We start from the raw sequence: 13,489 nt of genomic DNA, 5'->3' as shown, positions 1-13,489 counted from the left end.
GGTTTATAGATTACCTGGAATAACTTTCAGATAGCGATGCCGGTGGTGCTCGAGCATCCCCAATTTTTCATACAGTGCTACCGCGGCATCATTTCCCACGCTGACTTGCAGGTAGGCTTTCTCCGCGCCAGCGGCCTGGCCCCAGGCCATCGCCGCAGCCACCAGGCGTGCCGCTAAGCGCTGACGACGCGCGGATTCGCTCACTTTCACGCACGCAATACCCAACCACTTGGTGCCGTTTTCGGACTCCGTGATGGTCGCGCGCAGCACTGCTCCCAGGGGAGTGGTGAAAAAGGCGAGGGGGGCATCGACAAGCGAAGGCACAGCGAGGTCAGTATCTGCGTGGTCCGATAGCTCCAGCCACTCAGGCGTGGGGCTGGCAGCGATGTCGACCTCGAGTTTTTCATCGAGGTAGGGCTGGATGTCCTCAAGCTCGGCCAGATCGCGGGTCATGACGATTTTTTCCACATCCACATGGGCATGCGGAATTTTCAACGCGGAATTACCAATGCGCTCTGGCACCAGCAGCAAGCAGGGGAGATTGCGGCTGGAGTAAAAAGTCGTCAGCTCTGCCAGCGGCGCGGGCTCGAAACCGGCGGAGGGGCCCAGCGGGATAGCGGAATTAGTGCGCAAGGTCGTGCCGTCGCCGGCGCGCATCAGCCACTGGCCATTAGACGTCCACTGGTCGGTGTGGCCGGGATAAGACTTGGCGGAGGCGACTTCGACGTGGCGGATATCAGAATTTCGCACCGTGCGCGGCGAGAGCTTTTTAACGATATACAGCTCCTCGGCGGGAATGACCACCTCCGGCAGCACGGACGGATATCCGCCCACCATCTGCGGGCGGATGGTCAAGGGTTCTAAGGCCATGACATGACCGATCACGTCGCTGTGCCCGCCGCCTTGAAAGGTTCGGCGCGCAACCACGCGGTCATTGATAGTGATGGGGTCGGAGCGAAATGCCTTAGCCATAATTGCGGTATCGCCTTATTCGTCGTCGTGGCCAAATGGGTCGGTATCTTCCCCGGGCATCCAGGTTAGCCCCGGGACATTCCAGCCATTGGCTTTGATGGTCTTTTTCGCAGCGCGCTTATTACGGCCAATTAAAGTGTCGGTGTAGACGATGCCATCGAGGTGTCCGACCTCGTGCTGCAAGCAGCGGGCGAAAAAGCCGGTGCCTTCGACTTCGATGTCCTCGCCTTTTTCATTCAGCCCGGTGACCTTTGCCCAGTCCGCGCGGCCGGTGGGAAAACCTTCCCCGGGCACAGATAGGCAGCCTTCGTCATCGGAGCCGTCATCGGCAGGCATGGTCTCTGGGATTTCGGAGGTTTCCAGCACCGGGTTGATAATGCAGCCTTTGTGCATGTGGCCGTCATCGTCCGGGCAGTCATAGACAAACAAACGCTTGGCGATGCCCACCTGGTTTGCCGCCAAGCCCACCCCATGCGCGGCAGCCATGGTTTCACACATGTCTGCAATGAGGGTCTGCAATTCGGGGGAATCGATCGCCTCGGTGACCGGTTCAGTGGGGTTATGAAGGACAGGGTCGCCGTGGATCACAATTGCGCGGATAGTCATGGAATACAGTTTAAGCATGACTAGTGCAGGCGAGGGCAACGGGCTTGAAGAATTGAGCGAGATGGATCAGCAGATCCTGGATTTTGAGGCGCACGCGCCCAAAGCCATCGCATTGAAAGAAAAAGCGATTCGCGCCGAGCTGGATATTTCCCCGGTGCGCTATCACCAACGGCTCAACGTGATTGTCGAATTGCCTGCCGCGTTGGCGTATAACCCCGTGTTGGTCAAGCGGCTGTTGCGAAAACGTGGAGAACGCGAAGAAATTCGGCGCGCCGCGCACGGAAACCCCGACGAGGAACACTAGTGTTACTGGTGTGACTAATGAGACTGTAGATAATTCAGAGAACGAAGCTACCCAATCCGCCGACAAAGGTGCTGCAGCGGGCACCACGTTGCCGCTGCGTGGCTTTGCGATGGTTCTTATCGCCGTCGCAGTCATGTTTGGCCTGTGGGCTTTATATGCCTTTACTCAAGATGACAGCTCTGATCAGGCCTCGCAGAATACCAGCGAGCAGACTGATTCTGCCGGATCCAACCAAGCTGGTGAGCAGGAGCCGGGCACCGTTGGCGCTGATACCGCGGAGCAGTCCACGGATGTAGCACCACCGGCAGATGATGCTGATAAGCCTGAGCAGGATGCCGAAAAGCGCGACGAGGCAAAGCCTGCGCCTGAGCGCCCGGAGGCGCGCGAGGCGGATACGAAGGGGGCATCGACAAGCGGTGGCTCCGGCAATGCTGCACCGGCGGCACCGCTGAAGATTAACGTGCTAAATAACTCCATGACCCAAGGCCTTGCTGCCGATGTTGCAGATCGTTTGCGCGCCGATGGCCGCGAGCTGGGCGAGGTCGGTAACTTCTCCGAGGAAATCTTGCCGGAGACCACCGTGTTCTTCCCGAAGGGCAAGGCAGATGCCGAGCAGGTAGCGCGTGAGCTTGCCGATGAATACGACGGCGTTGCCCGCGAAAACTCCAATATCTTGCCGGATGAAACCCGCGATGGCATCACTATTATTCTTACTGAGAACTAGACATGTGAGAATGTAATCTCGCTCCAAGCAGGTGCCTCTGGGTACGATAGACCAGTGAGTAACACGGAATACGTCGAAGAGATCTTCGCCCGCTCCCCGCAGCCGACGCTGGGGGTTGAGTGGGAAGTGGCGCTGGTGGACCCCGTAACCCGTGATCTGGTGCCTCGGGCATCTGAAATTGTGGATGCGGTGGCGGATACCGCGCCCGACATCCACCTGGAAAAAGAGTTTCTACAAAACACAGTTGAGCTGGTCACCGGCATTTGCCACACCGTTCCTGAGGCAATTGCTGAGCTTACAACTGGAATCCGCGCGGTCCAGGCCGCGGCCACCGCACGCGATATTCGCGTGTGGGCTTCCGGCGGACACCCCTTTTCGGACTTTCGGAAAACCCGGTCTCGGAAAAGGAATCCTATTCGGAAATTATCAACCGCACCCAGTACTGGGGCCAGCAGATGTTGCTGTGGGGCACGCACGTGCACGTCGGTATCTCCCACGAGGACCGCGTGTGGCCGATTATCAATGCGTTGATGACGAAGTACCCGCACCTTTTGGCTATTTCCGCCTGCTCTCCGGGCTGGGATGGCTTGGATACCGGCTATGCCTCCAACCGCACCATGCTGTACCAGCAATTGCCGACCGCCGGGATGCCGTATCAATTCCACGACTGGGCCGCGTGGCAGGACTATATGCGCGACCAAGCCATCTCTGGCGTGATTAACCACACCGGCTCCATGCACTTTGATATCCGCCCGGCGTCAAAGTGGGGCACCATTGAGGTGCGCGTATCTGATGCTTCCTCGAACCTGCGCGAGCTTTCTGCCATCGTGGCGCTCACACATTGCTTAGTGGTGCACTTTGACCGCATGATTGACGCCGGCGAACCCCTGCCGATCTTGCAGCAATGGCACGTGGCGGAAAATAAATGGCGCGGTGCACGCTACGGCATGGATGCTTTGGTGATTACCTCCCGTGCCACCGATGAGCGCTGGGTCGAAGATGAGCTGGCTGATCTAGTCGATGAGCTCACGCCGTTGGCTGAAGAACTCGGCTGCGCGCGCGAATTGCAGCTGGTGTTAGAAATCATCGACCGCGGCGCCGGCTATGAACGCCAGCGCAAGCAATTCCAAACCTCTGGCGACTGGAAGAGCGTGGTTGATATGACCTGCGACGAGTTAGATACTTATTTGCCGCTGGTCGAAGAAGAAGCCCGCGACGGCAATAGCCCCGACAGCGCGTAACCCGCGATAAAGAGCACGCCGGTGCCAATAAAGACCGTGGCACCGAAGCCGTTGACATCGTCTAAATACCGGTATGACATCGCATTCCACACGATGTGGGTGACAAAAGGCGACGCGGCGATAAACATCACGAGCAAGGACGCAAGGCCGGCAACCTGCGCGCCGAACCAACCGTGAAGGCGCTGGCCAATCCAGTTGTTGACGCTGAGCAAAATCGCGAGGAATAGCGGCAGAATCCACACCCAGTGGTGGTACCAGGAAAACGGCGAGACCAAGCAGGAAGAAATTCCGGTCAGCGCCATGGCCACGGTGGCATTGTGGCGCCGGGCGGCAACGTAGACGGCGATGCAGGTCAGCACGAAGACCACGAGCACCGCAGCAATCCACCAGATGCCACCTTCGATGCTAAACTCCCGCTCGAGTACCGAACGAATCGACTGCGCGCCGGGGTTTTCATGGTCGCCCACGCGTGAGGAATCGAAGATCGCGCGCATCCAGAAATCATGCGCATCGGGGATAAGCCAATAGCCCACGCCCACGGTGGCGAGGAAGGTCACGATGGAAATTCCTGCAGCCCACCAGCGGCGCTGGAATAACAACACCAAACCCAAAAAGGCTGGTGTTAGTTTCAATCCGGCTGCCAGACCAATGCCGATGCCGGGCAGGCGCCACTTGGGAAGGAAGTCCAAAGCAACCAGCAGCATAAGGAAGACATTGATCTGGCCGAAAAATAGTGTGCCATGCACAGGTTCGGTGGCAACTGCGGCAAGCGTTAACAACGCGCTGATGAGCCAGTTGGACGGGCGGAAGCCGTAGCCACGCTCGCGAAAGACCAGCAGGAAGACGAGAAATAGCGCGAGCGCCGTACCACCTTGCCACAAGATAATCAGCCAGTTATCGCTGAGATAGCTCAAGGCAGTAAACACCACTCCGGCGAAAGGCGGGTAGGTAAACGGCAACTCGCCGACATAGGCCTGGTCGTAGAGCAGGCCGCCGTCGACGATGTCCAGGCCAGCCAGGACGTAGATATGTAAATCCAGCGGCACGCGCCACACCAGGGCGTGGGGCCCGTCAAAATTGTGGATTCGAAGAATCGCCCAGACGGCGAATGCCCCAAGGGCAATCGCCAGGGAAGTGGTGCCCCAGAACTTTTTCACGCGTGGTATCTCTATCTACTCGTTGTTAGCCTCTATAAAAGTTACACCCTCTACCGAGGGCTTGTTACCTATTTACGGCGCATTTGCTTGGTCGCAGGCTGGTCATTGCGCGACATCTGGTCATCGTCGGCGTACAGGCCCTCGCGGCGCGAAATACGCGTCATGCGCTGAGCAGTCACCGGGCTGGTCGCCAAAGCAAAGACCACGAGCAAGAATAAAATTCCTAAGTCGCCGCGTTCAGCCACCCCAAAAGATTCAGATCCGGTCACCCGGATTCCCGCGCCGAGGATGGTAAATACCAAACCGACAGTTTGCGGTTTGGTGACGAAGTGGATGCGCGCCATCGGGTCGAGAAAACGTGCCACGCCTATCGATGCAGACAGCACCAACAAGGCGCCGGCGAAGATGAGGACGAGGGAGGCGATATCAGCAAAAAGTGCGTAGCTCATTAATTGTCCCTCTTCCTAAAGCGAGTAACGGAAACCGTGGAAATAAAGCCCAGCAGCGCGACGACGAGCATGGCATTGCTGACCGTGGTATCCAGCGTCCAACAGATATACACGGCCATCGCGCACTGGAACATGGCGACGAAGCCATCCATGCCCACCAGCCGGTCCATGGAGTTCGGACCTTTGACGATACGCCACGTAGTCAGCAAGAAGGACGCAACAAACATCGCCGCGGCGACGGACAATAGCGCGTTATAAATTGTGGGATCCATTATTTGTGTTTCCCTTCGAAGATAGAAATCATACGGCGCTCAAGGCTGACCAAGTTGGCGACTTCGCGGTCGATATCTTCTTGCGTCGTAGCATCAAGAACGTGCACGGTCAGCATGCGGTTAGCAATATCAATTTCGGCCACGGTGCCGCCCGGCTGCAGGTTGTATAACACCACCGCGAAGGTTAAGACCAGCTCATTTTCCACGCGCATCGGCCCGCGCAAAATGGCATTCTTGGGCTTTTCTCCCGGACGAACCGCAATCCAGCCGACTTTTAGCGAAGCCCATAAAAGCTCGCCCGTCCAAACACACATGTAGCGAAATAGCCTGCCCCAGGCCACATTGAGATCACTAATCGGCATAGCCGGCAGCGGCAAAAAGAAGACAATGCCTGCGCCGATCAACACACCGGCGATGACATTAGCCCAGGTGACCTCGCCCATGAGCAAGCACCACATGATGGCGAGCCACAAGATAAAGGAAGGGCGGAAGCGGTGGCGTGCGCCCGTTAGATAATTCCTCACTAGTTCTCCTCCCCAGCATCAGCCGCTGAATCCGAGAAATTATAGGTGCCGTTTCTCGTTGGCTCCGGCCCCGGAAGGGGATGGTTACGGTTCTCAATGGAATCGCGGTCAATGTAGCGATCTTGCGGGTCCAGGTGACGTGTTGGATTATCGGAGTGATCACCTAAGACCGCATCTTGATAAATCGACTGGTCTTGCGCCGACTCTGCCGAGCGGGAAGTAATCCCCGATACCGGGCCGGCGACAAAGGTAATCAGCGTGGACGCGACGACCAAGAGTGCGGTCGAGCCAAACATTCCAAAGGGCAAGCGACCGACATCGGCGCGCTCTGAATAGGCGACCTCATCCGTGACATCGGCGAGCGGTGCAGGGCGTGCGAGTGCAACGTGGCCTTCGGGAGCATCGGCACGGTCGCGCAAAAAGCCCTTCGACCAGACCAAGACCATGACGTACAAGGTCAGCAGCGAGGTAATCACAGCGCCGCCAATAAGTACCCACGACATCCACGAGCCATCATTCGCGCCAGCTTCCAAGAGCAAAATCTTGCCCATGAAACCAGAAAATGGAGGAATACCACCGAGGTTCATCGCGGGGATGAAGTACAAAATGGAGATAACCGGGGCGGTGTAGAGCAGCGAGCCTAAACGCCGCAGCGAGGAGGTGCCCGATTGCCTTTCGATGAGGCCCACCACCAAAAACAGTGCCGTTTGCACCAAAATGTGGTGAACTGCGTAGAAAATTGCACCGGATAGCCCCTGCGCGGTGCCAATAGCCACACCAAAGATCATGTAACCGATGTGGCTGACCAGGGTAAATGACAGTAGACGTTTGATATCGGTCTGCGCCATCGCGCCCAAAATACCAATGAGCATGGTCGCCAGCGCCACCCACATCAACAATCCATCGAGCGAGCCATCGGTAAAGACCGCGGAGCGCATTCGGATGATGGAATAGACACCGACCTTGGTCAACAAACCAGCAAACACGGCGGTGACCAACGCGGGCGCGGTGGGGTAGGAGTCCGGCAGCCAGGCATCGAGTGGCACCACAGCGGCCTTAATGCCGAAGGCAACCAGCAAGACGCCGAAAATGGCAGTGCGGGTGCCTTCCGGAATCTCTTGAATGCGGATACCGATCTGCGCCATGTTAACGGTACCGACTGCGGCATAGGTAAGTCCGATACCCAGCAGGAAGATCATGGACGAGACCATGGAAACCATCACATAGCCCACGCCTGCGCGCACACGTGCGGGAGAGGCACCTAAGGTCAGCAGCACATAGGACGCGACGAGGAAGACCTCGAAACCAACGTAGAGGTTGAATAGGTCTCCGGCTAGGAAGGAGACATTCACGCCCATCGTCAGCAGCATATAAGTCGGCAAGAAGACCGTGACTGGCTCGTCTTTACCGCCATCGCGCACACCTTGTGAAATGGCGTACCACATCACTGAAAACAAAACGATGGACGAAGTAAAGAGCATGACCGTCGACAAGCGATCTGCGACCAAGGTAATGCCAACCGGTGCATCCCAGCCACCGACCTGCAAAGTCTGGATGCCATCGAAATCTGCGACCGCCAACAGCGTCAGGCTGACCAAGGCCGATAATGCCAGCATGAAGAACGCTACCTGGGATTGCACTTGGCGAAAGCGCGCCAACAGCAGCGTTAGTGCGGCACCCGCGACTGGAATTAAGACCGGCAGCGGAATGAGATAGCTAATATATGGCAGCACGAGCTGCACATACGAGGCAATGAGATCACTCATCCTTGACCCCCTTGACTGGCTCTTCGAAGAAGCGAGGGCCGAAGGTATCGCCTTCCTTAGTGGCGCGACCAGTGGTCGGGTCAGAAGACGCGTCCTGGTCGGGAGCAGCCGATGGGCGAGTTGCCATCGATGCCACTGCTACGTCATCAACATCGTCTTCAATAACGTCATCGGTGCGGTAGCGGTACTGGCGGTAAGCAAGCGTCAAAATAAACGCTGTCAACGCCATGGAAATCACAATCGCTGTCAAAATCATGGCCTGCGCTAGGGGGTCGGCGATGTCTTCGCCATAGGGTGTGGACTCACGACCCATTATCGGTGGGGAACCCGCGGAGCCGCCAGCTTGGATGATGATGAGGTTGACGGCATTGCCGATGAGCAAGATCCCCAGCAGCATTTTGGTCATGGCGCGGTCGAGCACCAAGTACACGCCCGCGGCCATCATGGCACCGGAGGCGAGGAGAAACATGAGGTTGGCTTCCATTTACTTCTCCTTTTCGTCTTCGTTGTTGAGGATCTTGCTAATCGGACTGGAGTTGGCCGAAGGCTGCGAGTTGTCCGAGTCCGGCACTGATTTCTGCGGCGGAACTTCCGTGGGCATATCAATCTCTGCGGTGCCTGAGGTATCGGTGCTTGGCTCCGACGTTGTTCGGGCTGTTGCCGCCGCCTTGACGCGAGCTTTTCGCTGACGGTTCTTACGCGCCAGAGAACGCGCGCGGTCGCGAGCGCGTTGCTTACGAATTTCTTCTTCTTCGTCAAGCTTGCCGCCGAGTGAATGCAGGATGTGCATGGTCAAACCAATAACGATGAGATAGACACCGAGGTCAAAGACCAGTGCGGACGGCAGTGATACCTCGCCGATTAACGGCAGATCCAAGGTTCCGTAGGCCGAAGCCAAAGGTGGCATACCCCAGAGCATCGGTCCGACAGCTGCGGCGATAGCAAAGAACAAGCCGGCGCCCATGATGCGTCCGCCATCGATAGGCAATGCTTCTTCCAGCTCTGCTCGTCCTCCGGCTAAGTAACGCAAGATAAATGCCAGCGCTGCGACCAACCCACCAGCAAACCCGCCACCGGGGGCATTGTGGCCGGTGAAGAAGAAGTACAGCGAGAGCGCAATCATGGAAGGGAAAAGCACGCGGGTGGAAACATCGACCATCAACGAGCGGTTGAGCTGCTGCTCAGTTTCCACTCCGGCAGCCAACCAGCGGCGACCGGTCACGCGCAGCGTGGGGCGACGGGACTCGCGAGTAAAGGACTGCGTGCGGTAAATCAACGAGGCGACACCGGTTGCTGCAATAACCAAGACGGTGATTTCGCCGAAGGTATCCCAAGCACGGATATCAACCAGCAAGACGTTGACCGCGTTGGCGCCGTGGCCAATTTCCTTTGCCAAATCCGGCATGTGAATAGAGATGGACTCTTCCGTGCGGGCATTGACCGCGAACATAGTCAAAATAATCGTCAACAGACCCACACCGATGGCCAACCAGGCGCGTAGCCGGTTGTGGCGAGGTTCTCCACGCCACTCAGTATTTGGGGGCATCTTACGCAGCACCAGCATGAACAAGACCATGATGATCGTCTCAACCAGCAGCTGAGTCAGCGCCAAGTCCGGTGCACCGTGCAGGGCAAAGATAAAGGATAACCCGTAGCCAGAAATACCCACGATGATGACGCCGGATAAACGGTTATGAGTAATCGTGGCACCTACAGCAGCAGCAATGATGATCACCGCTGCGAAGAACTGCCACGGATTTTCGGCGACAATCATGCGCACATTGGTGAGATCGCCGAAGACAATGGCGAAGGCTGGCAGCAAGATCAGACATGCAAAAATTGTGGTTAGGTTGAGCTGCAGGGAGCCGCGCTGCGTATTTGCGGTAATGCGCAAGGAAAGATTGCGCAGGCCGACCAAGATGGCGTCATAAGCATTGTCTGCATTACCCAGTGCCGCGTATTCACCTTGGAATGGCCGCAGCAGATGACGCTGCCAGTGCAGCGCGCAACCAGCGATGATGATGACCGCTGAAATTCCTAACGCAACATTAAACCCGTGCCACAAGGCAAGAACCGTGCCATCCGGACCGTAGAGTTGACCTAAGTGCTGGTTGATCGGATCAGACATCAACTTCGGGAACAGACCGAAGATGACAGTCAGCGTGGTAAGAACTGCCGGTGCAATCCACAGTATCGGCTGAATCCGGTGCATTTCTGCCACTGGTTTGGACACCGCATCATTTTTGGTAGAAAAAGCTCCCCACAAAAAGCGCAGGGCATACGCCATGGTCAACACCGAACCGAGAATGATGCCAATCAGCATCATATTGCGTGGCATGCCGGTCAGTAGCTCTTCGTGCATGACGGCATCGATGACCGCTTCTTTGGTGACAAAGCCAAATAGCGGCGGGATACCAGCCATGGACAGTGCGGAGATCACCGCAAGCACAAAGATGAATGGTTCCTTGAGTGCGAGACCGGACAGCTTGGGAATCTCGCGGGTGCCGGTGGCGTGGTCGATGGCGCCGACAATCATAAACAGCGTCGCTTTAAACAAGGAGTGTGCGAAGGTCAGCGCCAGTGCAGCCATCATGGCTTCACGCGAGCCGATGGCCATAATCGAGATGATAAAGCCCAGCTGGGAGACGGTGCCGTAGGCCAAAACCAGCTTGAGGTCGATTTGTTTTAAGGCCATCCAGCCGCCCATGAGCATCGTGGCTAAACCAATGGGGATGACAACTAAGTGCCAGGCGGAGACTTCCTGGAATTCTGGTGCCAAGCGTGCGACCAAGTAGATGCCAGCTTTGACCATGGCCGCAGAGTGCAGATACGCCGAGACCGGGGTCGGCGCAGCCATGGCTCCAGGCAACCAGAAGTGGAACGGGATATTAGCGGACTTCGACAGTGCGCCGGCCAAAATCAAGCACAGGGCAACCGTGACATACGGGGTATTCGCCCAGCCGTCATATGCCATGATGTCGCTAAAGTGCCACACACCGGTCTGACGTCCCAAGATGATGATGCCGACCAACATCGCCAAGCCGCCCGCGGCGGTGACCATCAGCGCCTGCGTTGCGGAGCGACGGGAGGAAGCACGCTCGCCGTAATACGCCACCAACAGGAAGGACAGCACGGAGGTGATTTCCCAAAAGACGTACATCAACAGCAGGGAATCAGATATGACCAGGCCATACATCGCGGTGGCAAAGCCAATCATCTGCGCGCCGAAGAGCGTTAAGCGCCGGGGAACGGCATCAAAATAGCCCCAACAGTAAAGAAGTACGAGCGCGCCCACACCGAGGATGATGAGGGAAAAGAGCGCGGCTAGCCCGTCGAGGCGGAAGTCTAAGTTCAGGTGTGCTGCGGGCATCCATTCGATGCTGGCGCTGTGGTCCAGGTTTCCTTGGACCATTTGTTGCACAACCCAGATAAACCCTCCGGCGGGCACGAGTGCCAACAGCCCGAAGGCAGATCGCCCGAGTGCGTGGAGTAAAAAAGGCGCACACAGCGTCGCGGCAATTAGAGCTAACAGCAATATCAGCACGGTATTCGGTGCTCTCCCACTTTAGTTAGCGAAGCAATAGTGCTCCTTAAAACGGACAGGGTAGGGGGCCACCGGTACTCCGCTTTATCGACTTTCAACCCGCGCTGTCCCAGCGGTGGCAAAGCGAGCGCATGAAAGTGCTGTTTACCGTTTATTACTGCAACATCTAAGGAATCTCCAACATGAACATGCGCGATCCTGGGTGAGGCTGCTGCACGATCATGTTGAGGCGGCGTCGATAGAAAACGGCGCGGCCAACACAGCCAATAGTAGCGTGACGTGGATAATTTTGAAAGATAATTTCAAATTACACAGTATTATATAGTGCGCTTGCGCTCGTTTGCGCTTTTTCTGTCGATCAATAGTTGATGCCGCAGTTGCGTGTTTTTGCTGTGCGCTGGCACGTTGTGCCGTCACGCGAATTTTTTGCCACGAAATGCATTGCTTTTCGATGCCACCTGCGCAAAAACGTTAAGTTTGCCACATCCAGGTGTAACCGGCGATAAAACACTCATTTCACTCCCGTCACAGTTGCCACATGGGAGCGAAATTGCCGCGGATTAGCGAAAGTGCGTGAGGAAAAGCGCTTCGGTCTGCGCCATGCGTTCAATCTCAGAAGGGTCAACTGATTCCTGCGGGGAGTGAATAGCCGAGGTCAGATCTGCGGCACCGAACAGCGCAATCTCGGAATCCGGAAAAACTTCGTGCAATTCCACGGTCAAAGGAATGGATCCTCCCGTACCGATTTCGCTGGCATCCATGCCGTAGGCATCAGACATGCACTCGCGCAAAAGGTTGAGGATCTCGCCGTCTTCATCCGCAGCGTAGGAGCGATTGATGGCGAGAATCTCGGCGCTAAGCTGCGCGCCCCACGGCGTATGGTTTTCTAAGTGCTCAATCAATAGCTTGGCGGTCTTTGCCGTGGTAATCCGCTTGCCTGCGCTATTGCGCTGACGTGGTGGCACCCGCAAATTCAAATGCGCCTCAGCGGTCGCCGGCACGGCGTTAATGGCATCTTCCACCGGTGTCGACGAAAAGCCCGTGATAGATACCGCCGGCCGCGCCCAAATAAAGCTCGCGATATCTCCCTCGGGCAGCTCCGTCTCGTCGAACATGCCGGTATCTGCGCGGAACTTCTCTTCCGGATATTCTTCCCCGTCCCACTCGCCGGTGCAGTCGACACCATCAATAACGCAGCGGCCTTCTTCATCGCGCACGGAATCGAGCGCCCGGATAAGGGCTGCGACGGCATCGACAGCCGCACCGCCAAATTTTCCAGAGTGCACGGGCGCTTCCATGGTTTCGCAGTGCACGCGAATCTGTGCGGACCCGCGTTGCAAAGTCACCACGGATGGCACACCAGGTTCGGTATTTCCGGTATCTACGACGAAGATGGCTTCTGCTTCAAAAAGCTCCGGTCGCTCAGTCAACAGGTGCTTGAGCCCCAGCCCGCCATTTTCTTCCGAGCCCTCGATGACGAATTTGATGGTGGGAAGATTCGGCTGATCTTTAATAAGGCGCAAAACTTCCAGGTGCATCGCGATATGACCCTTGCAATCTGCGGTGCCGCGACCCCACCAGCGACCATCGCGCTCGGTGACTTCCAACGGCTCATTGTCCCATTCCTCGCGCGGGCCCAGCGGCACAATATCGTGGTGGGCATAGAGCAAAACCGTGCGATTATTGTGCGGATCTCCGGCAACCTCACCGAGGATAGCCAGAGAATTATCGACGCCCTCAATAATCTGTGTGTTCGCGCCGACCTCCACAAACGCATCGTGGGCCCACTGGGCGCAGGCCTCGTACTGCTTGCGCAGAGAAGAATCTGCGTGCACAGATTCAAAGGCGACCATGTGCTCAAGGTCCGCAAGAATTCTTGTCCGGGAGGGGCTAAACATAAAAATAGCTTAGCCACCCTAATGGCGGCTAA

The 13,489-nt window shown here is 56.8% G+C and carries 12 protein-coding genes and 1 pseudogene; 3 read left to right on the top strand and 10 right to left on the bottom strand.

From position 1 onward, the window contains the following. Positions 1-3: 3 nt before the first annotated feature. Together CAMM_RS11315 and CAMM_RS11310 are read right to left on the bottom strand one after the other, a co-directional pair. Positions 4-972: an N-acetylglutamate synthase, CG3035 family gene (locus CAMM_RS11315; RefSeq protein WP_003847753.1), complete on the bottom strand. Its 969-nt coding sequence runs from the start codon at positions 970-972 to the stop codon at positions 4-6. A 15-nt stretch (positions 973-987) separates the two neighbouring features. Continuing rightward, entirely contained in the window at positions 988-1,578 is a 591-nt protein-coding gene (locus CAMM_RS11310; RefSeq protein WP_040355691.1) for a peptide deformylase, read from the bottom strand. A gap of 16 nt (positions 1,579-1,594) precedes the next feature. Between CAMM_RS11310 and CAMM_RS11305 the strand changes: the two genes are divergently transcribed. The 3 genes and pseudogenes from CAMM_RS11305 (at position 1,595) to CAMM_RS11295 (ending at position 3,847) form a co-directional block, all read left to right on the top strand. Further along, positions 1,595-1,882 carry a DUF3263 domain-containing protein gene (locus CAMM_RS11305; RefSeq protein WP_003847749.1) on the top strand — a complete coding sequence of 96 codons (288 nt, stop codon included), beginning with the start codon at positions 1,595-1,597 and terminating at the stop codon, positions 1,880-1,882. A 10-nt stretch (positions 1,883-1,892) separates the two neighbouring features. Then, positions 1,893-2,606, top strand: a complete 714-nt coding sequence (locus CAMM_RS11300) for a LytR C-terminal domain-containing protein (RefSeq protein ID WP_003847748.1) — start codon at positions 1,893-1,895, stop codon at positions 2,604-2,606. Positions 2,607-2,687: 81 nt separating this feature from the next. Further along, positions 2,688-3,847: pseudogene (locus CAMM_RS11295) on the top strand (glutamate--cysteine ligase). Here the strand turns inward: CAMM_RS11295 and CAMM_RS11290 are convergent. The 8 genes from CAMM_RS11290 to CAMM_RS11255 all read right to left on the bottom strand — a co-directional run bounded on the left by CAMM_RS11290 (position 3,790) and on the right by CAMM_RS11255 (position 13,457). Further along, positions 3,790-5,004 carry a glycosyltransferase 87 family protein gene (locus tag CAMM_RS11290; RefSeq protein WP_003847745.1) on the bottom strand — a complete coding sequence of 405 codons (1,215 nt, stop codon included), beginning with the start codon at positions 5,002-5,004 and terminating at the stop codon, positions 3,790-3,792. The pseudogene CAMM_RS11295 and the gene CAMM_RS11290 overlap by 58 nt on opposite strands. Before the next feature lie 68 nt (positions 5,005-5,072). Further along, complete coding sequence (locus CAMM_RS11285) at positions 5,073-5,453, bottom strand: monovalent cation/H(+) antiporter subunit G (protein WP_003847744.1); 381 nt, start codon at positions 5,451-5,453, stop codon at positions 5,073-5,075. Further along, positions 5,453-5,725 carry a monovalent cation/H+ antiporter complex subunit F gene (locus tag CAMM_RS11280; RefSeq protein ID WP_003847743.1) on the bottom strand — a complete coding sequence of 91 codons (273 nt, stop codon included), beginning with the start codon at positions 5,723-5,725 and terminating at the stop codon, positions 5,453-5,455. Before CAMM_RS11280 ends, CAMM_RS11285 begins: the two co-directional genes overlap by 1 nt. Next, entirely contained in the window at positions 5,725-6,249 is a 525-nt protein-coding gene (locus CAMM_RS11275; protein WP_003847742.1) for a Na+/H+ antiporter subunit E, read from the bottom strand. Before CAMM_RS11275 ends, CAMM_RS11280 begins: the two co-directional genes overlap by 1 nt. Continuing rightward, the gene (locus tag CAMM_RS11270; RefSeq protein ID WP_003847741.1) at positions 6,249-8,015 is read right to left on the bottom strand and encodes a Na+/H+ antiporter subunit D; all 1,767 of its coding nucleotides are present in this window, start codon (positions 8,013-8,015) and stop codon (positions 6,249-6,251) included. Before CAMM_RS11270 ends, CAMM_RS11275 begins: the two co-directional genes overlap by 1 nt. Further along, entirely contained in the window at positions 8,008-8,499 is a 492-nt protein-coding gene (locus CAMM_RS11265) for a Na(+)/H(+) antiporter subunit C (RefSeq protein WP_003847739.1), read from the bottom strand. The genes CAMM_RS11270 and CAMM_RS11265 overlap by 8 nt, the downstream gene beginning before the upstream one ends. Further along, positions 8,500-11,559: a Na+/H+ antiporter subunit A gene (locus CAMM_RS11260; protein ID WP_003847738.1), complete on the bottom strand. Its 3,060-nt coding sequence runs from the start codon at positions 11,557-11,559 to the stop codon at positions 8,500-8,502. A 560-nt stretch (positions 11,560-12,119) separates the two neighbouring features. Next, positions 12,120-13,457: a M20/M25/M40 family metallo-hydrolase gene (locus CAMM_RS11255; RefSeq protein ID WP_003847734.1), complete on the bottom strand. Its 1,338-nt coding sequence runs from the start codon at positions 13,455-13,457 to the stop codon at positions 12,120-12,122. Between the last annotated feature and the right edge of the window lie 32 nt (positions 13,458-13,489).

Source organism: Corynebacterium ammoniagenes DSM 20306, from assembly GCF_001941425.1.
Taxonomy (GTDB): domain Bacteria; phylum Actinomycetota; class Actinomycetes; order Mycobacteriales; family Mycobacteriaceae; genus Corynebacterium; species Corynebacterium ammoniagenes.
Note: the sequence above shows the minus strand (reverse complement) of the source record. Positions and strands in the feature narration are given on the sequence as shown.